At 42.8% G+C, this 22,137-nt stretch carries 18 protein-coding genes; 11 read left to right on the top strand and 7 right to left on the bottom strand.

The features are described from left to right. Window positions 1-34 precede the first annotated feature (34 nt). From tatC to MNR06_RS12120, 4 genes are all read right to left on the bottom strand, one after another. Window positions 35-790, bottom strand: a complete 756-nt coding sequence (gene tatC, locus MNR06_RS12135) for a twin-arginine translocase subunit TatC (protein ID WP_243536399.1) — start codon at window positions 788-790, stop codon at window positions 35-37. Further along, complete coding sequence (locus MNR06_RS12130; RefSeq protein ID WP_243536397.1) at window positions 787-1,101, bottom strand: Sec-independent protein translocase subunit TatA/TatB; 315 nt, start codon at window positions 1,099-1,101, stop codon at window positions 787-789. The genes tatC and MNR06_RS12130 overlap by 4 nt, the downstream gene beginning before the upstream one ends. Window positions 1,102-1,134: 33 nt before the next feature. Then, a complete protein-coding gene (locus tag MNR06_RS12125; protein ID WP_243536394.1) occupies window positions 1,135-1,770 on the bottom strand; it encodes a hypothetical protein in 636 nt (211 codons plus the stop codon). 95 nt (window positions 1,771-1,865) lie between these two features. Further along, a complete protein-coding gene (locus MNR06_RS12120) occupies window positions 1,866-4,466 on the bottom strand; it encodes a M16 family metallopeptidase (RefSeq protein WP_243536392.1) in 2,601 nt (866 codons plus the stop codon). Window positions 4,467-4,482: 16 nt separating this feature from the next. On the opposite strand from MNR06_RS12120, the gene hemW reads away from it, so the two are divergent. The 10 genes from hemW to MNR06_RS12070 all read left to right on the top strand — a co-directional run bounded on the left by hemW (window position 4,483) and on the right by MNR06_RS12070 (window position 16,937). Next, the gene (gene hemW / locus MNR06_RS12115; RefSeq protein ID WP_243536390.1) at window positions 4,483-5,655 is read left to right on the top strand and encodes a radical SAM family heme chaperone HemW; all 1,173 of its coding nucleotides are present in this window, start codon (window positions 4,483-4,485) and stop codon (window positions 5,653-5,655) included. A gap of 139 nt (window positions 5,656-5,794) precedes the next feature. Beyond that, window positions 5,795-6,322 (top strand): nucleotide exchange factor GrpE, encoded by a 528-nt coding sequence (locus MNR06_RS12110; RefSeq protein WP_243536388.1) that lies wholly within the window; start codon window positions 5,795-5,797, stop codon window positions 6,320-6,322. Window positions 6,323-6,334: 12 nt separating this feature from the next. Beyond that, window positions 6,335-7,336: a DnaJ C-terminal domain-containing protein gene (locus MNR06_RS12105; RefSeq protein ID WP_243536386.1), complete on the top strand. Its 1,002-nt coding sequence runs from the start codon at window positions 6,335-6,337 to the stop codon at window positions 7,334-7,336. Next, the gene (locus MNR06_RS12100) at window positions 7,333-9,003 is read left to right on the top strand and encodes a penicillin-binding protein activator (RefSeq protein WP_243536384.1); all 1,671 of its coding nucleotides are present in this window, start codon (window positions 7,333-7,335) and stop codon (window positions 9,001-9,003) included. Before MNR06_RS12105 ends, MNR06_RS12100 begins: the two co-directional genes overlap by 4 nt. A 108-nt stretch (window positions 9,004-9,111) precedes the next feature. Beyond that, entirely contained in the window at window positions 9,112-9,483 is a 372-nt protein-coding gene (locus tag MNR06_RS12095; RefSeq protein WP_243536382.1) for a TraR/DksA family transcriptional regulator, read from the top strand. A 128-nt stretch (window positions 9,484-9,611) separates the two neighbouring features. Beyond that, window positions 9,612-9,983, top strand: coding sequence for a TraR/DksA family transcriptional regulator (locus MNR06_RS12090; RefSeq protein WP_243536381.1), 372 nt, complete (start codon window positions 9,612-9,614; stop codon window positions 9,981-9,983). Between the two features lie 135 nt (window positions 9,984-10,118). Beyond that, window positions 10,119-12,521, top strand: coding sequence for an endopeptidase La (gene lon / locus MNR06_RS12085; protein WP_243536379.1), 2,403 nt, complete (start codon window positions 10,119-10,121; stop codon window positions 12,519-12,521). A gap of 209 nt (window positions 12,522-12,730) precedes the next feature. Beyond that, complete coding sequence (locus MNR06_RS12080; protein WP_243536376.1) at window positions 12,731-14,098, top strand: HD domain-containing phosphohydrolase; 1,368 nt, start codon at window positions 12,731-12,733, stop codon at window positions 14,096-14,098. A gap of 111 nt (window positions 14,099-14,209) precedes the next feature. Continuing rightward, a complete protein-coding gene (locus MNR06_RS12075; protein ID WP_243536374.1) occupies window positions 14,210-15,565 on the top strand; it encodes an HD-GYP domain-containing protein in 1,356 nt (451 codons plus the stop codon). Between the two features lie 64 nt (window positions 15,566-15,629). Beyond that, on the top strand, window positions 15,630-16,937 hold the full coding sequence (locus tag MNR06_RS12070; RefSeq protein WP_243536372.1) for an MFS transporter: 1,308 nt from the start codon (window positions 15,630-15,632) through the stop codon (window positions 16,935-16,937). 44 nt (window positions 16,938-16,981) lie between these two features. Here the strand turns inward: MNR06_RS12070 and MNR06_RS12065 are convergent, their stop codons facing one another. Further along, complete coding sequence (locus tag MNR06_RS12065) at window positions 16,982-17,470, bottom strand: hypothetical protein (RefSeq protein ID WP_243536370.1); 489 nt, start codon at window positions 17,468-17,470, stop codon at window positions 16,982-16,984. 280 nt (window positions 17,471-17,750) lie between these two features. Between MNR06_RS12065 and MNR06_RS12060 the strand changes: the two genes are divergently transcribed. Beyond that, window positions 17,751-18,953 (top strand): patatin-like phospholipase family protein, encoded by a 1,203-nt coding sequence (locus tag MNR06_RS12060; RefSeq protein ID WP_243536368.1) that lies wholly within the window; start codon window positions 17,751-17,753, stop codon window positions 18,951-18,953. 160 nt (window positions 18,954-19,113) lie between these two features. Here the strand turns inward: MNR06_RS12060 and MNR06_RS12055 are convergent, their stop codons facing one another. Both MNR06_RS12055 and MNR06_RS12050 read right to left on the bottom strand, forming a co-directional pair. Next, window positions 19,114-20,577, bottom strand: a complete 1,464-nt coding sequence (locus tag MNR06_RS12055) for an NADH-quinone oxidoreductase subunit N (RefSeq protein WP_243536366.1) — start codon at window positions 20,575-20,577, stop codon at window positions 19,114-19,116. Next, a complete protein-coding gene (locus tag MNR06_RS12050) occupies window positions 20,577-22,133 on the bottom strand; it encodes a complex I subunit 4 family protein (protein WP_243536364.1) in 1,557 nt (518 codons plus the stop codon). Before MNR06_RS12050 ends, MNR06_RS12055 begins: the two co-directional genes overlap by 1 nt. Between the last annotated feature and the right edge of the window lie 4 nt (window positions 22,134-22,137).

Here is a 22,137-nt window from a genome sequence, read left to right as displayed (position 1 = left end):
AAAGCACACCTTAATCACCAGGGGTTGTCAGCAATTATTCGCGTTCGTTTATAGAAGCTGTTCTTTTCTTTTCAAAAATTCCCACGATAATGACGGAAATCTCATATAGCAGAACCATTGGAACAAGCATTAGGGACATGCTTAAAAGATCTGGTGGAGTAATGATGGCTGATACGATCGCCAAAATCATCACAGCGTAGCGACGGTTTTGACGTAGAAATTTTTGGCTTACTAAGCCAATCATTCCCAAGATAACAATGATCAGTGGTAGTTCGAATGCAACCCCGAACATTAAACACATTTGGGTGAAAAATCCCATATAGGCTTCAATCGAGATCATCGGCTTATCTGTGGTGCCACCGAAACTCATTAAGAATTCAAAAGCCATAGGTAAAGCGATGTAATAGGAAAACATAGTTCCCAGGAAAAACAGAATTGTTCCCGAAAGGATGAATCCAAAAGTGTAGCTTTTTTCTTTTTGATAAAGACCTGGGGCTACGAACTTCCAAACCTGGTACAACCAAAACGGACAAGAAACCAAGATCGCGCAGACCACAGAAAGTTTTAAGTGCGCTACAAACTTATCCATGGGGCCAGTATAAATTAGCCCGCCGCCGGGGAGATAAGGAGCGATGGGTGCTCTGACAAAATTAAAAATCTGTTCGCTGAAGTAATAACACACGCAAGTTGCTACCAATAAAATCAGTACGCAATTGATAAGACGCTTACGCAGTTCTGCCAGATGTTCGTAAAGAGATTGCGCTCGTGAATCTAATTCTTCGCTTCTCATGATGGCTTATGCTCTTCTTTTTTTTCTTCAGCGGAAGATTGATCTGTTAGTTCCATTTGTTGTGGATCAGCAGGTGGCGCAGCAATATGATGCCCCGTTGTTGCTGGATCAATCGAAGGTGGGGTCACAGCTTCATCGCCGCGCAGATCTAGACGATCTAAACGAACTTGTTCTTTTAATTCGTCTTGAAGCACATTGGTTGTTCGTTTTAATTCATTAAGAAAGCGGCCGATGGAGCGCGCTAATTCAGGAAGCTCCTTCGGACCGATGACGATCAGAGCAAGAACTCCCAATACAATGATTTCAGACATGCCTAAGCCGAACATGGCGTCAGCATAGAGGAATCAGCCTTGCTTGCCAAGCTTTACTTGGTCTGGCGACAGAGCCAGAACACCCATCTCTACAAGCTTTTCACGAGCTAATTCAGATCCCGTGCGCATATAACGGTCATAGAGACGCAGAATACTTTCATCGCTCTTAATAAACGAGTTATGACTGATGTAAGTTAAAACATCCACGTAGTCTTGAAAACGACGGGCAAACGTATCGTAAACTTTGACCATGGTGTCTTCTTTTGTATGGTGAGCCAAGGTCGCGTAGGCTGCGCCACCAATCCCCGCATAATAATCAATGTCCACGACTTTTCTTGAAAGCGAATCACCGAAGAAGCCACTGATATAGAGGGCACGGTCGCCTAGCTTTCTCAGCATTTCATTTTTGACAGGAGGTTCTGCACTCTGAGCTGTTAAATACATCTCTGCCAGAGTTTGAGGAGCTTTTTGACCTGATTCACTTACGTAATCAGATTCAAATAGGTTTCGTGCATCTAAGTAATGCTGCAATAGACGCACAAGATATGTTTCCACCACCGGGTAAGTTTGAACTTTACGCTGGTTTAGGCCTTCTTGAACGAGCTCTTGGAAAAAACCCTCGGGGCTAACAAAGAGCTCAACTTTTGGAGTCGTCTTTTGATCCCTCATACTCTTATTTTAACAAACTGGAGGCCCATTCCGGTTAGTTGTTTTTTTGTTATCTGGGCCTTTGTCTCAAAAAAATACGTCTCAAGCCGTGTGTTTTATTTCACGTCGCTTGGGCCAACCACACTAAGCACATGAGGTTGTGCAAAGATCTTTTGTGCCAAGTCTTGGACGTCTTCCGCCGTCACTGCAAAATACTTGTCTGCCACATCAAGGCTTTCACGATAATCAAGGCCATAAATATCGTCGAACAAGATGGCGTTGGTAACCGTGCTCTTTCTTTGTAATTCGATATCATGGCGACCAATCAGGTATCTTTGTGCGCGCATCAATTCTTCTTCGCTAATTTTTGTATCAGCTAATTTTTTAAATTCATCATGAAGCATTTGAATAGCTTTTTGCGTTTTTTCAGGTGAACACGCGATATATCCACCGAAATATCCACATTCAATACCTTCCATGTGCATAGGGGAAACGGAGTACGCTAGGGAGTTTTTATCTCGAAGTTCGATAAATAATCTTCCGCCCTGCCCGCTTAGAATCGACTGAATGATTTCAAGCGTATAGCGTTTTGGATCGCGCAACGTCAGTCCACGATAACCAACAATGATGTTGGTTTGTTCTTTTTTTAGTTCGTAGAAACGTTTTTTATTTTCCTTAAGTGGCGCAACTTCAAAGCTATTGGTGATACGTTCACCTTTAGGCATTTGTTTAGTGATTTCCTCTAAAGCCTTCACCCACTTGTCTTTATTAACGTCCCCTACCACCGAGAAGGTTACGTTTTTAGCGTGAACGATGCGCTCGTAATATTTTTTTAACTGCGCTGAGGTGATTGCATCGATACTTTTATCATCACCGATAAGGTCGCGAGAATAAGGATGACCCTTAAAAATCTCTTCCATGAAGTTTAAAACGCAAATTTGTGCCGGGCTGTCGTTGCGGGATTTAATTTGATTTTTAATCACCACTTTTTCGCGCTGTAAAATACTTTCAGGGAATTGAGGCGCTAGTAGCGTGTCGGCGTAGACCTCAAGCATCTTATCTTCAAAGGGTGATAAATAATCCATTGAAAGACCTGCAGAGTTTCTGCCGCCAAAGGCGCCAAAACCTGCTGCCATTTCGTCCACTTTTAGATTGATATCATCTTCAGTAAAGTTTTTCGATCCTGAAAGCCAGTTGCGTGAAAAGAGTTCAGTTAAACCTGTTTCATTGTTGTTCTCGACTCTTAATCCACCCAGGAACGCGGCTTTCATTGCAACGTATGGAGTGTCTTTTTGCTCGCGAATTAGCAACGTCGCTCCTGATGATAGAACGATTCTATCAGTTTCAGGCGTGTGTTTAACCGCTTCAGTATTAATTTTAAATTTCTTCGCAACGAATTTTTCTTTTTTCGGGCCGATCTTAGCTTTGCTTAAAGAGGCTTTTAGGTCCTTCGCAAAACTGCGCAGGATTTTTTCGGCCGCCTTTTTATCCATGTTAGTCATTAGTGAAAGACCAAAATTATCTGGTTTCAAATATTTCTTCGCGACCTTTTGAATATCTAGGGGCTTTAAAGAATAAACTTGTCTCATGTATTTACGATAGTAGTCGTGATCTTGATAGTAAAACTCGTTACTTCCCGCTTTACGGGCAATGTTATCCACAGTTTCCACAGAGTAGACTTCATGGCTAGCGAAGTTAGTGATCGCCTTTTGCACTTCTGCCGCGGTTGGTGGCTCTTCTATCATTTTGATTAACTCAGGGATTAGCGTGTTCAGGGCCTTACCTAGATTTTCTTTTTCTAGGTTAAATGAAACAGCAAAAAGACCGTCATCCTGCATGGAATAACTAAATGATCCAACTGAATTCGTTATAGGCTCACGAATGCGCAGGCTTTGCATCAGGCGTGAGGAATCACCTTGCCCCAAGATTGCTGATAGCACCTCAAGAGCTGCGATGTCCTTGTGTTTTACATTAGGAATACGCCAAGTAAGATAACCTGTTGTTTGTTCAAACTTCGCTTGTTCGACTTTGATGCGAATATCTTTTTGCGCTGGTTCCTTAGGGCGAGATACTTTTTTAAGTTTATACGGTTCGAAATCGCCGAACATCTGGTCGACTTTTTTGCGCATCTCTTTGGATTCGAAATCACCGGCGATAACTAGATACATGTTCGAAGGAACATAACGGCTATGATAGTAGTCCAAGATTTTCTTCGCAGATACTTTGCGAATCACTTTGTCATAACCTATGACCGGTAAACCATAGGGATGTTTTTTAAATACGTTAGTGAAAAGAAGCTGGCTTGCGCGGCGACCAGGGCTGTCTTGCCCGCGTTTGATTTCCTCGATAACAACTTCACGCTCGTTATCAATTTCTTTTGGATCAAACGTTGGGAAGCCCATCATTTCGCTGATCACGTCCAAAGCGACATCAGAAAATTGCTTAGAAATAGTGACGTAAAAAACAGTTTGGTCAAAGGATGTATAGGCATTTAGCTCCCCGCCAGAACCTTCCACTGTCGAGGCAATTTCGCCGACGCCATACTTGCGGGTGCCTTTAAAAACCAAGTGCTCGATAAAGTGAGAAATGCCCTCTTCTCCCTTTTTTTCATCGGCAGAGCCCGTTTTCACCCACATTTGAACTGAGACCACAGGTGACTTATGACTTTCTAAGAAAAGGACTTTAAGACCGTTTTTTAGTTGAAATTTTTTAGACATACTCTAGATAACTCCCATGGCATTTGGCGTCTACGTTCACATTCCTTACTGTATTCAGCGCTGCACTTATTGTGACTTCGCGACTTACGAGCAAAGTAAAATCTTGCCGCCGGATCAGTACGTGGAACTTCTGTTTAAAGAGATCCGCCAGAAGCATCGTTACTATCCACCACAAAGTCTTGATACGATCTACTTCGGTGGAGGAACGCCAAGTCTGATTCCTGCTCATCTTATTGTAGCTATTATCAAAGAGCTGGGTAGGTTTGGGTTTACAACTAGACCGGATACTGAAATCACAATTGAAATCAATCCGGCTACCATCAACAAAGAAAAGTTAAAAATCTATCTTGATAATGGCGTGAACCGATTCAGTGTTGGTGCTCAAACTTTTGATGATCGTTTGTTAAAAATGGTTCACCGCGAACATTCAGCAAAACAAACTTTGGAAACGCTGGACCTTTTGCGGGAGCACAATCTTAATTTCAGTTTCGATATTCTTTTTGCCCTACCTTCCCAAACTGTTGATGGATTGAAAAACGACGTAAAGATCGCAATCGAACAAGGTGCAAAGCACATTAGCCCCTATTGCTTAACAGTTCCTGATGGACATCCACTTTCAAAAGGTCGTCCGCTGGAAGAAGAGCAAGTAGAGATGTTTGATATTATTGCCAACGAACTGACTGCCAAAGGATTTCAGCAGTACGAAATTTCAAACTTTGCACTGCCAGGCTTTGAATCACGACACAATATGCTTTATTGGGTTGATGAACCCTATTGGTCCCTAGGATTAAGTTCCCATAGTTATTCCAAAGAATCTGCTTGGGGAACCCGTTACTGGAACATCAATAACATCAACGATTACCAGAAGCAGATATTGGCTTTTGATGGGCAAGAGTTCGCTAGCCCCGCAAAACACCTTCCTGAAAACCAATTTGAAATTCTTGAAATGCATCAAGCCCTCACGGACTTTTGTCATACTTCGATGCGTCTTATGCGCGGCCTAAATGTGGCGCAACTTCAAAACAAATTCCCACAAAATGTCAGCGATAAGGTGCTAAGTATTTTAGCGCGCCTTCAAGAAAAATCCTGGGTTAAGAATGACTCTGGGCATTGGTATCTCACGCGTGAAGGACTGGTTCTTAGCAACCGAGTTTTTCAAGAACTTACATTCTTGTCTGAAGACGTCTAAACCCTTTAAGCTTTTCACCTCCGCACATTGACAATACCGTATGAATACACAATCTTAGTTATTACTCTCCGCCAGTAAAATTTATGGCGGGGCCAGCCTATGGTGGACCCGTCCGCCGTAGCTTTAGCGAAGGTGGATCATGTCGGAAGAAAATAACTCTCAAAATCCAAACCAAACACAAGGTTCGTCGCAAGGTGATGCCGCTCCTGCCTCTGATCTTCAAAAGCTTCAAGAGCAAGCAGAGAAGTTCAAGAATGATTATCTTTATCTAAGAGCTGAGTTTGAAAACTATAAACGTAACGCCGTTAAAGAACGCAGTGATTTACTGAAATACGGTGGCGAGCGTTTTATTCGTGATCTTCTTGATGTGGTTGATAATTTCGAACGCGCTTTGCAAGTGAACGTAACCGCTGAAACTATTTCTACCTTCAAACAAGGTATTGATATGACCGCTCAGGAACTAAAGTCCCTGCTGCAAAAACATAACGTCACTGAAGTTCCTTCTCACGGTGCTGCTTTTGATCCTGCCGTTCATGAAGCGTTGGGTAGCGAGCCTACAGATGCTGTGGCGCCTGGACATATTTCTAAGGTTTATAAAAAACCATATAAGCTTCACGACAAAGTGATCCGCACAGGACAAGTGGTCGTTGGTAAAAAGCCAGAATAAAGAGGGTGTTGATTGTCTAAGAAGGACTTTTACTCCATATTGGGTGTTCCAAGAACAGCAACGGCTGATGAACTAAAAAAAGCTTATCGCAAGCTTGCTATGCAATATCATCCGGATAAAAACCCGGGTGATAAAAAGTCTGAAGAGAAATTCAAAGAAATTAGCGAAGCCTATGATGTTCTAAGTGATACCAAGAAACGCGAAATGTATGACCAGTTCGGCCATGCTGGTTCCCAACAAGGGTTCGGCGGTGGACCTGGAGGTTTCGGTGGCTTTGGCGGTTTCGGTGGCGCAGGTGCTGCTGGGGCCGGTGCAGGCGGTGGTCATGGTGACCCCTTCCAGGATATTTTCGGTGATGTCTTCGGGGACATTTTTGGTGGTGGTCGCGCTGGTGGACAGCGCACTCGCCGTCAGCAACAGGCTAAGGGCACTGATCTTCGCTACACTTTAAATATCTCATTTGAAGATTCCGCTTTAGGGGTTGAAAAAATCATCAGCTTCATTCGTCACCGTGGGGGCAAAGAAGAATCAGCAAAGCTTGCTGTGAATGTTCCCGCAGGCGTAAAAGAAGGCCAGCGTTTAAAACTTGCCGGTGAAGGAGATCTGCCTTCAGGCGCAAGCTCCCCTGGTGATCTTTATGTGATCATGCATATTCAAGAGCATCCGTTATTTAAACGAAACGAAAATGATGTCATCTTGGATCTTCCTATTAGCTTTACTGACGCCATCATCGGTACCAACGTTGAAGTACCAACTTTGACTGGCAAAGCGATGATTCGTATTCCGCCAGGAACACATTCAGGACAAACTTTCCGTCTTAAAGGAAAGGGTTTTCCGAAGATTGGCGGCTTTGGCTCTGGCGATATGCTGGTCAAAGTTTTAGTCGATACTCCAGATCATTTAACGAATAAGCAAAAAGAACTCGTCGAAGAATTGGCGAAATCTGTTGAGTCCACCCCGATGGTGAAAGCCTTTCAGGAAAAAGTGGCACAAATCATGAGGAACAGAAAATGACATTGAAGTTTTCTTTGTTAATGGGTGCTTGCCTTTTAGTTTCTTGCACTACGGTCGCAACTAAAAAAAGACCGCCGTTTAAAGCTCCGGTGGCAGCCACGACAAAAAAACCTCGTACCATGGGTGGAATGACTCCATCCAAACCTCCCGTTGGAAAAGAACCTGTGGCGGAAGCCCCGGCTGAGCCAGCTAAACCTGTTGATGGCCTAGTATACCTTAAGGGGCTTGTGAACCAATCTGTGCAAGCTCCAAACAAAGCAGAGCAAGAAAAACATCGCCTTCATGCAATTGATATAGTTGAAAATAAATTAAATGATGAGCAGCTAGAAGAAGTAGCAGACTCTTCTGACTATGGTTATCTAAGAGCCCACGCGATGTTTCGCTTAGGCGAACTAGCTTTAGAAAGAAAAGATTCTTCTGAAGCTAAAAAGTATTTTAATGGTGTGATCGAGTTTTTGCCAGGCAGTGATTTAGCTTTACGCTCTCAGGATTTAATATCTCATTTGGATGCGGCGAAAAATGTTAAATCAGAAGTCGTCGGAGTTGTTTTGCCATTAAGTGGTAAAAACGCAGCCCAAGGTCAACGCGCTTTGCGTGGCCTTGAGATGGGTCTTGGTTTACATATTCCTGGTTCAGGCTTTCAATTAGCTGTGATGGATAGTGAAGGCAATCCAGACTCTGCTCGACGTGGGGTTGAACGCTTAGTGAAAGAAGATAACGTCATTGCGATTGTGGGAAGCTTGCTTAGTAAAACCGCTCCCGCAGTAGCTGCTAAGTCAGACGAATTAGGTGTGCCGTCGTTAGCTCTTTCCCAACGTTCAGGACTGACTGAAATCGGTTCTAATATTTTTAGAAATTCACTTACAAGCGGCATGCAAGTAAGAGCCTTAGTTCGAACAGCCATGGAAGATTTAGGAATGAAGAAGTTTGCAATTCTTTACCCTAATGATGCTTACGGCACTGAGTTTACAAATATCTTTTGGGATGAAGTTTTAGCGCGCGGTGGACAAATCACAGCGGTGCAAATTTATTCTACCAAGGAGACTGACTTTCGCTTAGTGATTCAACGTCTAGTTGGAACTTATTATGGTGAAGCCCGTATGGATGAATTCGCTGTTCGCAATAAAGAGCTGCAACAGTCTGATAAAAAACGTTCAGCACGACATTCGAATATTGAAACTGTGCTGCCGCCGATTACTGACTTTGATGCGATTTTCATCCCCGATAGCGTAAAAGCCATGGGCCAGATTGCAGCGATGCTTTCTTATAACGATGTGAAGAACGTAAAACTTTTAGGAACAAATCTTTGGAATACCAAAGACGTCGCCCGTCGCGCAGGCAATTTTGTTAACGATTTAATTTTCGTCGATAGCGTTTCACCAGCAGCGCAGACGAAGTCGCGCTTTTTTGCTGAATACAAAAGTGTCTATAACGAAGACCCTTCACTTATTGAAATTCAAGCCTATGATGCGGGTCTAATCCTGCGTCAGTTAGTCGCTTCGGGCGCCACCACTCGAACTGAGCTATCGTCGCGTCTGACGCAGCTGAAGCGGTTTCCAGGGGCTTTAGGACCTTTAAGCATGAATAATGATCGTGAGATCGAACGTCCATTAACCGCTTTAACCGTATCTAAAGGTGAAGTGGCTCCCCTTAGCCTTACCAAATAGGGCCCATAAGTTTTTTTAATGACGATTTTTTAACCCCGCCCACGGGGTCCCCGGTCTTAGGAACACGAGCAGCGAGGGGCTGCTTAAATCTGAAGAAAGGGGTTAGTTATGACGAGTCGTATATCTGAAAACTTAATGATGGAGTGTCGCAGGAAACTTTTAATGGCGAAGCAAGATGTCCTTAATCGCTTCCGCACTGCACAGCGCGAGCTCGTTCATACAGAAAAAGGCGGAGACGAAGCCGATCAATCCGTCGCCCACATCGAAGAACATTCTTTTTTAGTTTCTCAAGAAAGAATGAGAAATCAGCTTCTTGAAATTGAAATGGCACTAGGCCGCATCGAACAAGGCACTTTCGGAATTTGTGAAGAGACTGAAGAAGTAATCGAAGCAGATCGCCTACTTGCAATTCCATGGACACGTTTAAGCATTGAAGGCGCAGAGTTAAGAGAAGCAGTCAGTCGTAGATTTGCACGGTAAGAGAATTTAAGCACGGCGCTATGGACATGCTTACTAAAGCGTCACGCAGTGCTTTTTTGATGACTTGATCTCATTCCCCCGTAATAAGGAAGCCACTTTCGGCCATGATCATCATATCGGGGGGTGAGATGAACGCAACCGAACTTTCGGAAAAAGACCTACAAGATTTAAGAGAATCTTTGTTATTTCAAAAGAGCTCTATTCTTAATAAGACACACGAGTTCAAAGAAGAACAATCCAATCTTTCATCAGTTGCTGATGAAGCAGAGATCGCTTCTTTAGATATCACAACAAATATTTCTATTCACTTGCATGAGCGTGATCGCACTGCTCTTTATGCAATTGAAAAAGCACTAGGTAAAATTGCTGACGGGACCTACGGCCAATGTGAAGCTTGCAGCGAAATGATCAATGCTCGCCGACTTCAGGCCAGACCATTCACAGCCCTTTGTATTGAGTGCATGGAAGAACAAGAAAGCCATTCTAATTTGTTCCAATAAATTCCTGTCCTGACATGGATGTCAGTCCAATTTTTCAGAATTGTTCTAAAATTGGATTCAGCGAAAACAATTACACGCCGATCAGATTCATACCAAGAAAACTAAATTCCCGCATATTTTACGCGGAGGAGCGGTATGAGTTTTGACGATAAAGTTTTAGAAATCCCACAGACCCTTCCCATGTTACCTGTGAGAGACATCGTTGTATTTCCCTACATGATCATTCCATTGTTTGTAGGTCGCGATGCTTCTATCCGCTCAGTAGAGGAAGCTTTAGCAAAAAACCGTCTTATCTTTTTGGCTTCACAAAAGGACATTACTGAAGAAAATCCTTCGCCAGACAATATCTACACAGTAGGTACTGTTGCGATGATCATGAGAATGAGAAAACTTTCTGATGGTCGCGTAAAAATCCTTATTCAAGGTGTGGCTAAAGGCCGCGTGAAGAATTTCACTAAGACTTCTCCTTCATTTGAAGTTGCAGTTGAAAAAATCGAAGAAACACCAACACAAAAAACTGTTGTTGAAAACGAAGCACTAATCAGAACAGCTAAAGAGCATATCGAAAGAATCATCGCTCTTGGCCGTCCTCTTTCTCCGGACATCCTTTTAGTTTTGGATGATGTTTCTGATCCAGGTCGTATCGCTGACCTAATTGCTTCAAATCTTGGTGTGAAAGTTCAAGACGCCCAAAAAGTTCTTGAGACTTCTGATGCAACAGAAAGACTTAAACTAGTTAACGAAATCCTGGCTGCAGAACTTGAAGTTATGCAAACTCAGCAAAAAACTCGTGCGAGCGGCAAAGAAGACATGTCGAAATCGCAAAGAGAATACTTCTTGCGTGAGCAAATGAAAGCTATAAAGAATGAGCTTGGCGAAGGTGATTCTAAATCTGAAGAGATGGATGAACTTCGTGACAAGTTAACTAATGCTGGCATGCCTGCCCAAGTAGAAGCAGAAGCTCTTAAACAACTAGGTCGTTTAGAGCGTATGCATCCAGATGCTTCTGAGGCTACAATGGTTCGCACATACCTAGACTGGATGGCGGATCTTCCTTGGAATAAAAAATCTGACGATTTCATCGATCTTAAACGTTCAAAAGAAATTTTGGATGAAGATCACTATGAATTAGAAAAAGCTAAAGACCGTGTCATGGAATTCTTGGCTGTACGTAAACTTAAGCCAAATCTTAAAGGTCCAATCCTTTGCTTCGGGGGTCCTCCGGGTGTAGGTAAAACTTCCCTTGGTAAATCTATCGCTAGAGCAATGGGCCGTGAATACTTCCGTATCGCCCTTGGTGGTGTGAAAGATGAAGCGGAAATCCGTGGTCACAGAAGAACTTATGTTGGTGCAATGCCTGGTAAAATCATCCAAGCTCTTCGCCAATGTAAAACGAACAACCCAGTTATCGTTCTAGATGAAGTTGATAAATTAGGTTCTGATTTCAGGGGTGACCCATCAGCAGCGATGCTTGAGGTTCTTGATCCAGAACAAAATGCAAGCTTCCGTGATAACTATTTGAATGTTGATTTCGATCTTTCAAATGTGTTGTTCATCGCTACTGCTAACGTGTTGGAAAATATCCCACCAGCTTTACGCGATCGTATGGAAATTTTAAATATCCCTGGTTATACCGAGAACGATAAACTATTGATCACGAAAAAACATCTGATCAGAAGACAAATCGAAGCTAACGGTATCACTGAAGAAAATATCAAGTTTACTGATGAAGGTATCAAATACCTTATCGCTGGCTACACTCGTGAAGCAGGTCTTCGTAACCTTGAGCGCGAAGTAGGTTCTGTTTGCCGTAAAGTCGCTAAAATGGTTGTTATGGAGGAAACGAAATTCGTTGAAGTGACTCCAGATACAGTACCAGAGCTTCTTGGTCCTCCACGTTTCCAACGTGATGACAAGTTTGCTGATTCCCAAGTAGGTGTTGTGCAAGGTCTTGCATGGACTTCTGCTGGCGGTGAAGTACTAACTATCGAAGCTTTGAAAATGAAGGGTAAAGGACATCTTGCACTGACGGGCCAACTTGGCGACGTCATGAAAGAATCTGCTCACGCAGCAATGTCTTACGCTCGTGCTCATCAAGAAGAATTGGGAATCCCAGAAGACTTCTTTGAAAAATATGATGTGCACGTTCACTTGCCTGCAGGTGCTATCCCTAAAGATGGACCTTCAGCTGGTATCACTCTTACAACAGCGCTTGTAAGCTTGATGACAGGAACTCCAGTACGTCACGATATCGCGATGACTGGGGAAGTGACCTTGCAAGGTCGAGTTCTACCGGTAGGTGGAATCCGTGAAAAGTGTCTAGCTGCTTTGAACTTAGGTATTACTAACATCATCATCCCGCTTGCTTGCAAAAAGGATCTTGCTGATATCCCTAAGGTCTTTAAAGATAAGATCAACTTTATCTTTGCAGAAAATCTTGATGAAGTGTTTGCAGTTGTTTTTGATAAAACAGCGACAGGCCAAGACAAGAAACCTGTGAAGAAAGAATCTAAGAAATCTCGTGGCCTTGCCGCCTAATTTCTAGATAACAAAACATCGCTCCTCCCGAAACGATGAAAAAGGGTCAGAAGTAATTCTGGCCCTTTTGTTTTTAGGGGAACACATGTTCATTCTGAGTCACCCATAAATACCAAATGCTTTATAAACATTACGAGTTAATACGGTAGGCTAAATTTACCTTCCTAGTCTTGTCCCTCATATTCCCTGTCTTTAGACTGTAAGACAGCATGAAGGTCTTAGATTTAGCGATCGTTTCAGATAATAAGAAATTCCGTCACCGAGCGAACTTCCTCGCTCAGGATTTTCATTTTGATTATAAGGCCTATAGCACCGTTGATAATTTTTTCTGCGACGAAACCTATAAATTAGTGACCTGTGTTTTACTTGATTGCAGTTTTTGTAAAACATCCGATGACGTTTTGGAACTTACTCGCGACGCTAAAAAAGTGGCGAAAGAAAGCTATCTTATCATCGTGGTTGGATCGATGTTCACGGCTGACACGTCAAATGCTGTCAAGGAAGCCGGAGCTTCACTTGTGCTATTAGAAAATGAATTCTTTTCCTCAAGCAAAACAGAATTCGTTTTGTCGCAAACAATTCGCTCAGCTTTCATACCGGTAAAAACCTGCGATCTTATCGAAGGCACGAAAGTAAGCTTTCCGCTTTATCATTTAATGCCTGCGAACTCGCGCTTTCTAAAAGTTATCAAACCCGGCATGAAGGTAAGAAAAGATTTTCTTGAACGCTACGAACCGATTGGCGAGCTTTATTTAAGACGGGAATCCTTTAATGCTTGGGTGAAGTATTCTACAAACCTTGCTAAAGAAGACGAACTTTCCGTGGCGCGCCTGTGCCGCTTAAGATTTTTGCAACTGAATCATTCCTTTACTATTTTAACGTTGCTTATCGGAGATCAAAGTTCCGGAACTTCTTTTAACAAAGGTCGCCAATTGTATGAAAATGTGCGCGAACTTTGTGGTGAACTACTTACCGCGCTTAAAGGAATTTCAGATCCTTGGACTATCGTTAATAATTCTTCGATCGGAGATTTCGGCTCGTTAGAACGCGCCCCAGCCATCGCAGCTTATGCGGGGCTGTTAAGTCTTCAAGCTAAGATTGGTGATCCTGAAGAAGTCATGATCGGCGCCCTGCTTGCCGATATTGGGTATTTAGATTTAAGTCCCTCAACAACCTTTAAAATTCGTAACAACGATATTCAGGGTCTTAATGCCGAAGAGTTGATGGAATATAGAAAGCATCCTATTTTTAGTTTGAATCAATGTCTTAATCGCAAGCTGCCACTGTCTGACTCTATCAAATCCATCATTTTGCAATCCCACGAGCGCACCGATCAGACAGGATTCCCCCACAAAGTTCGTGCTGATAAAATTGCTGAAGAAGCGATGCTGGTGCGACTGTGTTGGGAACTTGATTCAAAAAGCCAAATTCGTTTTGGCGCTATTCGCGCCGAGATTGCAACGTTGAAGGAAGATCTTGCCCACTCGGCGATGAAAGAAAAAGGCAACTACTCCCCCGAATTCTTAAGCAAGACTTTGGGTGTGCTTCAACCTCGCAACTCACCTATCTTTAGTTAATTTATTTCTTATTTATTTTTGTTAAAAAGCAGAAAAATGTAGGCCTTTAGTCCTCCAGGACCTTTAGGAACTAACTTAGTAATACTAATATTAATGTTAAGAGGAATTTGCATGCGCACATTGGATCTTGCGATCATTTCAGAAAGTAACGTCTTTCGACAACGAGCTGAGCTTGTCGGAAGTCTTTTTACTTTTGAATGCATGACCTATCCCAGCGATGAAGCATTTTTCATGGAATCCAATTTGTTCAAGAATGTTTCCTGTCTTCTTTTTGATTTCTGCAAACCTCAAGATATCAAAGATATTACTGGCACCTTGCACGTTGCTCGCCAGGTTTCGCCAGCAAGTTATATTCTGGTCGTCTGCAATAAAATGAGCACTGAAGAAATGGATATGGCAATTTCAGCAGGCGCTTCACGTATTATCACGCAACAAGAATACTATGATTCAAGTAAACCTGAATTCGTACTTAGTCAGGTGATCAAATCGGTATTTGTGCCGGTGAAGACAATGGATCTGGTTGAGGGCACCACCCCGACATTTCCGCTTTATCACTTCATGCCTTTGAATCGTCGCTTCTTGAAAGTCTTCAATACAAACTCAATGTTAACTAAAGATTTCTTAACGAAGTTTTCAAATGCCGGAGATCTTTACGTGCAACGAGAAAGCTTGGATTTGTGGCAGGAATACACTTCTGGTTATGTCGCAAAAGACAGTGCCGAGGCTTTACAAAAATCTAGGCAAAAATTCCGTCAATTGAATGAGTCGTTTTTAAGTCTTGCACTTCTTGTTTCTGATCGCAGCACCCCGGCAACTTTTGCTAAAGGGAAAGAGCTTTATTCCCACTGTGAAAAGTTCTCTGCTGATCTTCTTTCGTCATTATTAGATTTAGAAGACCCTTGGTACATTATCAGCAGTTCTGCTGTTGGGGATTATGGTTCCATTGAAAGAGCTCCGGCAGTTGCCGCCTATGCTGGATTTATGAGTGCGACATTAAAGGTGGGATCTCCAACAGAAGTGATGATTGGTGCGTTGCTTGCTGATATTGGGTATTTGGAATTAAGTCCTTCCGTTGCAGCAAAGTTGCGAACAAATAGAACCCATGAAATGAATGCTGAAGAGCGAATGGAATATCAAAAACATCCGATCTTTAGCTTAAATCAATGTCTAGCCCGTCGTCTTCCGTTATCTAATAATATTAAAGAAATTATTTTACAGAGCCATGAGCGTGTTGACCAAAAAGGTTTCCCGCGTCGCCCCAGAGCCGACAAACTTTTAGAAGAAGCAATGTTAGTTCGTTTGTGTTGGGAATTGGATCAACAGTGCCAAGGACGCATGGGCGAGCGCAAGCCTGACATTCGCGAAATTAGACGACAGTTTTCTAGAGCCGCAATGAATGAAGTTGGTAACTACAATCCCCGCTTAATCGTCAAAGCAAACAGCGTTCTTTTGCCCGCGGTTTTTTAACATAGATCCTTTTGATTTCTCATTAGTCTTTTCAATTTCTTGATAATCACTTTTTAATATCTTGGTGAAACAAGAAAGCAACCTCACGTCAGGTGGACATACCGGTTTGTGGGACATTGCGGGATTTTCCTGCTTTGCTACACTTATTTCCTATTACGCCTACTATGTGACAGGTATTTACTTTTTAGAAATTTCCAAAGGGCAGCTTGATACTGGGGATATTGGTATCATCGCCTCTTCCTTGAGTTATGCGGGTGGATTCATTCTTCGCCCCATTGGCGGCATGTATTACGGGGCTCTTTCCGACTTGCGTGGAAAGAAATTAGCCTTTGTTCGCGCACTTAAATTTTTGGCGATTGTTTCGTTTAGCTTTATTTTTATCGATGTGGATATTCTTGGACCAAAACTGGCGGTCACTCTAGTGATGGTTTTACGATTGGTTCAGGGATTTTTTATGGGTGGCGCTTCAACACTGGGATTGATTTACCTTTATCAACTTTCTCCAGATAATGAAAAAGGGAAATTCACATCGCTACTTCAGATGTCAGCGCCTGCTGGGTATGTAAGTGCGATCGCTCTGATTCTAATAACTCGTTTGGTTTTTCCCGCGCAGGAATTGGGACACTGGGGGTGGCGGATAGCTTATGCTTTCTGTGGATTTCTTTATCCTATTGCGATGTATGTTGATAAAAACTTTCCCGATATTAAATCTCACACTATTTCTGAATGGAATGTTGAAACCTTTAAAAATCATCTGCATGGTTTTTTCGGCGATACACCCTTGATGAAAAGAATTTTAACCTTTCCACTGTTGGTCACCGCCTCTGCCGGAGTGATGTTTTTCTTTTTCATCGTCTTTAGAGGCTACTTCATGGGCCCCGTCTTAAAACTAAGTACAGACCAATCCAGTTTTATCATTGGTATTTCAAGCCTGCTTGCCTTGCCTTTTTTTCCGGTGTTTGGGTGGATGTCTGATAATTATGGGCGCTTAAAATTTGTTTTTAGCGGTATCATTTTAGGCGCTCTATTTTTTATTCCATTTTTTAAGGGGCTTGAATTTACCAATCTAGTTCAAGATCGATATATGGAGATGATCACATTGATCGTTATTTACGGAATACTGCTGACTTTAAGCCAAGCAAGTTTAGCCGCTCTATTGTGTGATCTGATGCCTAAACAATATATCGGGCTTGCCTTTGGCTTTACTTATAATTTTGGTTTGATTTTGCTGGGTGCTGTTTTGCAAACGATGACGACTTCTTACTTTGAACAAACGGGAGATATCTATCACGGCCTTCAGATAACTTTGGGCGTGATCGTCGTGTGCGGCATACTTGCCTTTTTCACCAGACCTAAGAATTCAAATATTTAAAGAGAGAAAGTACGGGAGGGGGCCTTCGGAAAACCGAAAGCCTTCTATTGTTTAAAACCCTTAAGGCGGTCGTTTTCTTGTTCCAAAACGCGCACTAAGGTTTTTAAGTCTGACACTTCGTCTTTGAGTTGGAAGATTTGTTCTTCCTTTTCTTGTAAGATTTGGGTGTAGGCTTTTTTAAGTTCGTTTAAAAGTTTGTTTGCGGCAGTGAGGATCGGCTCATCCTTGTTTGCTTTGACGGATTTATCTAGGTCCTGAGCCTTTAAATCATCTTTTGAAGAAGCAGACATAGTGTCGTTACCTTTCATCATTCCTTGATGAGCACCCACCAAAGCAAGGTCGCTTTCTTGGGAGGGGCGATGTACTCTTTGATGGGTACCCATCGGTTCGTCCATGATGAAGTACTTGCCGTCTTCAAATCGGTAATTGATGTCGTCGGCTTTGATTCTACGGCGGAGTGTGCTCACACTAATTTTATATTTAGTGGAGTAATCCGTTAGCGGTAACCAAGAACCATAAGTTTCAACGTTCATCAAATCCTCTAACTTCAGCTTCTGCTAAAGCTTCTGCAAGCCTTTTGGTTAGGTGGTCACCCTACTCAGCCTGCATAGCCAACACTATCACACGACTTCGGTCTGTCAAATTTAGAATCAATGCATATTCAAGAAGTTTTTAATTTCAGGACCTTGATCTGGCTATTCAACGCCTATTCACTGGACTTTTGTCTGACTACGCAACCCTTAGTCATGCTGTAAAATCAAATGGCGAAAGAATTCTTTGCTCCTTTCCCATGAAAATTCAATACTTAAAGAGATGGTACGTATTCGTGATAAGAAAAAGATTGCTCTAGTTCTTAGTGGTGGCGGGATTAAGGCCGCTGCTTTTCACATCGGCGTTTGCCTTGCATTGCAAGAAAAAGGCTTCAAGTTCGCCGGTGGAACTAAAGAGATGGTGCGTCAGAATACCAATGAAAATGACCCCATGACGATCCGTTTGTACGTCGGATCTAGCGCTGGAGCTTTTGTCGCTTCCATTTTAGCTGCTGGGTATTCAGTTGAATCTTTAGTTAACGCCTTTCAAGTGGGGTCTGGAACTTCACCGACATTTGAAAAATCAGATCTTCGTTATCTTAAGCCGATTTCTTATCGCGATATTTTTAATCTTAACTCTAGTGGCCTATTGAAATTCATTCCGCGCACGTTGATGGAAAAAGCCCTGGTTACTGGAGGCTTTGAATCTCTTTTAAAAAACGGACTTAAGCTAAACGGTCTATTTTCCACTAAAGGTATGGAAAGCTATCTGCGCAAAGAAGTTTTGCTAGACAATGACTTTAGCCGTTTAGGGGTTGAGCTTTATGTTATCGGAACTCAGTTAAACCATTCCCGCAAAGCTATCTTTGGTAATTTCCCTGAATCCTATAAAACCGAAACTACTAAGTATATTAACTATGCAACCATAAGTGATGCCGTTGCTTGTTCCACAGCTCTTCCGCCGGTGTTTGCGCCTTACGGAATTAAGCGTCCTGATGGTAAAGAGTTCTTTTATTATGATGGCGAGATTCGCGACACTCTTTCAACTCACGTTGCTGCTGATAATGGGGCTGATTTAGTTATTTCTTCTTTTTCTATTCAGCCTTATCACTACACGAAAGAAATGGGCTCGCTTCACGATTACGGAATTCCATTGATCGCCAACCAAGCTTTGTATCAAGTGGTTCAGCAAAAGATTGCCCGTCATATTCAGTATAAAAACGACATCAAAGGCATCTATAACGCCGTTGATGGATACTTTAAACAAATGAACTTGCCATCTGAACATCGCGAGAAACTACTTGAAATCATTAGAGCTCGTGTGAACTACAGACCCGAAGTTGATTATATTTACATCTCCCCGCGCCCGCAAAACTATGAAATGTTCTTTGTCGATCATTTCAGCTTAAGCCCCGAAATCCTAGCACGCATCGTGCGCATCGGATTCAAATCTGGCATTAGCGCCATGAGACACTACGACCTTTAAAATAAAAAAACCCTTTTAACCGGCCTTGTTTAAGGCGAATCAAAAGGGTTCATATGCGAGGCGGAGGTTCTTTTGCGGAACGGAGGCGGAGAGCAGAGCTACGTCGGAGAGAAGTAAAAGGGCCTCCAACGAAGTCAGATGGGCCCTTTTCATTCGCCGCTTACAGAAGACTTGCTTCTACTGCCGCGAAGATCGGGCCAGAAACAAAGCCCATCAAAACAATTGCTAAAGCCATAACTACCGCTGTTACCGTCGTTGCATTCAATGAATGACCCGCGATTTCCGCGTTTCCTTCTTTCATGTACATAACAACGATCGGGCGAAGGTAGTAATAAACTGCGATAACAGAGCTCAACATACCCCATACTGCTAACCAAAGAAGACCTTCTCCGATAGCTGCATTGAATAGATAGAACTTACCGAAGAATCCAAGTGTTGGTGGAATACCAGCAAGTGATAACAAGAACACAGTTAAGCAAAGAGCTAACATTGGTCTTTGTTTTGCGAAGCCACTAAGATCGTCGATGTTGATGATGTGGTTTTCAGATTTTTCAAGCATGCTTGCGATTGCTAGCGCACCGATAGTCATCAAGCCGTAACCTAGAAGATAGAAGATCACACCAGAAGCACCGAAAGCACCGCTGTCACTTACTCCCGCCGTGATCACGCCGATTAATAAGTAACCAGAGTGAGCAACAGATGAATAAGCAATCATGCGTTTTAAGTTGTTCTGCATGATCGCAGCCGCATTACCAACGATCATTGTTAGAACCGCTAGCCATTGCAAGATATCAAAAAGGTGATCTGAACCAACCAAAGATTTCGTCGCAATCACTCTTAAGAAAGCTGCAAACGAAACCGTTTTTACCGCCGTAGCCATGAATGCCGTGTGCGGAGTTGGAGAACCTTGGTAAACATCCGGAGTCCAAGCATGGAATGGGAAGATTGAAACCTTAAAGCAGAAGCCCAAGATCACAAACGTCATACCGAATAAGAACATGCGGCTTGATTGAACAAGCTCTGCCGCTGTTTCCATGAAATTTAGGATGTTTGTTCCACCCGTAGATCCAAAGATGAATGCAACACCGTACAAGAAGATCGCTGAAGCAAAAGATCCCAAGATGAAATACTTAAGTGAGGCTTCTTTTGAAAGTTTCTCTTCATGGCTCATGCCGATCATCAAATATAGAGCCAATGACATTAACTCTAGGCCGATGAACACCATTAAAAGATCCACAGCCGAAACAAGGATTAACATCCCGATCGCAGAGCTCATCGCAAGGAAGATCAATTCAGAGAATTGTTTTCCTGTCGTTGATGGATTTTCGTACATCATCACCATACCAGCACCCGCTGATGCTAAAGCAATGATACCCATCCATTGAGTTACACCATCAAAGATCAAACCGTTATTGAAAGCTGTTTTTCCGCCACCGCCGAAAACAATCAATAAACCAATTGCGATCACGATACCGATCAAAGCTTGTGACAAAGTCACAAGTGGATGTTGTTCACGGTTATTGCGCAAAACTTTAGCTGTGATTGGGATTAAGCTCACCAAAAACAACGCTAGCATTGGTGATACCAACAGGATGTCGCTTAAGCCGATAGTTGCTGCGTTCATTAGTTACCTCCCTGAGCGGCCTGAGTTGAAGCGGCCGTTCCAGGTTCTACGATAGTCAGATTGTAGTTCGTTCTGTTGTTCACCAAGTGATCAATACTTGCTTTAGAGAAATCAAGGAAATGGTTCGGGAATAATCCCATCCAGAAAACCATGACAACCAGTGGCACAAGAACTGCGATTTCACGCGCATTCAAATCATGAAGTGGGTGATGTTCGTCAGCGACAAGCTCCCCTTTTTCACCGAAGAACACGCGCTTAAACATCCACAACATATAAACCGCACCAAGCACCACACCTGTTACTGCAAAGTATGCAAATTCTGGTTGTGCTTGGAAAGTTCCTAAAAGAATCAAGAACTCACCTACGAAGCCGTTCGTCATCGGAACCGCAATCGAAGAAAGCGTGATGATAAAGAAGAAGATCGTGAATAGAGGCAAGGCGCTAGCCAAACCACCGTATTTAGAAATTTCACGGGAATGCGTTCTTTCATAGATCATACCGATCAGAATGAACAGCGCGCCAGTTGAAATACCGTGATTCAACATTTGGTATAAACCACCGGCCATACCGTAAGCGTTGAAAGCAAAAAGACCAAGCAGGATGTAACCCATGTGCGAAACTGAAGAATACGCGACAAGTTTTTTCACATCCGGTTGAACCATCGCTACCAAGGCGCCGTAAATGATACCTACTGCACCGATAAGCATGAACAACCATGCCCAGTATTCAGAAGCCTCTGGGAAAAGAGGGATCACCCAGCGCATGAAACCGTAAGTACCCATCTTAAGCATAACACCAGCAAGAATGACTGAACCTGGAGTTGGTGCTTCAACGTGGGCATCAGGTAACCATGTGTGAAGTGGGAATACCGGAACTTTGATCGCAAATGCCAAAGCAAAAGCGAAGAACAAAAGAGTTTGCAAGCTAAAGAACGTGCCGCCAACAAACGGAATTTGCAATTTATAGAAGTCCAAAAGACTTGCGCTCATTTGGCCTGTAGCTTCTTGAGTTAGGTACATCATATAAATGATCGCAACTAACATCATCACAGAACCCGCGAAAGTATAGATGAAGAATTTTACTGTCGCATAAATTCTGCGAGCACCACCCCAGATACCAACCATGAAGTACATTGGCACTAGTGACAATTCCCAGAATACATAGAAGAAAACTGCATCAAGAGCCAAGAATGTTCCGATCATCGCTGTTTGCAAAACAAACATCGCTGCGTGGAAACCTTTAACTCTTTCGGTGATTGAAGACCAGCTTGCTAGGATAATGATCGGAGTAAGGAACGTAGTTAGAAGAACCAACCACAATGAAATCCCGTCAATACCCATGAAGTATTGAATTCCGAATCTTTCAATCCACATGAACTGTTCAACCATCTGCAAGCCGGCGCTGTTAGCGTCGTACTGGCGGAAGATCGCAAGACTTAGCAAGAATTCGATAACTGATAAACCCAAAGCAAGATGTCTGACCGTATTTGATTTCGGCCAAACCATCACTAGCAGAGCAAACAATAGAGGTAGGAAAACTAAGCTACTCAGGATCATATCA

This window comes from Bdellovibrio reynosensis, assembly GCF_022814725.1.
Lineage (GTDB): Bacteria > Bdellovibrionota > Bdellovibrionia > Bdellovibrionales > Bdellovibrionaceae > Bdellovibrio > Bdellovibrio reynosensis.
This window is presented reverse-complemented; position numbering and strand designations above follow the sequence as displayed.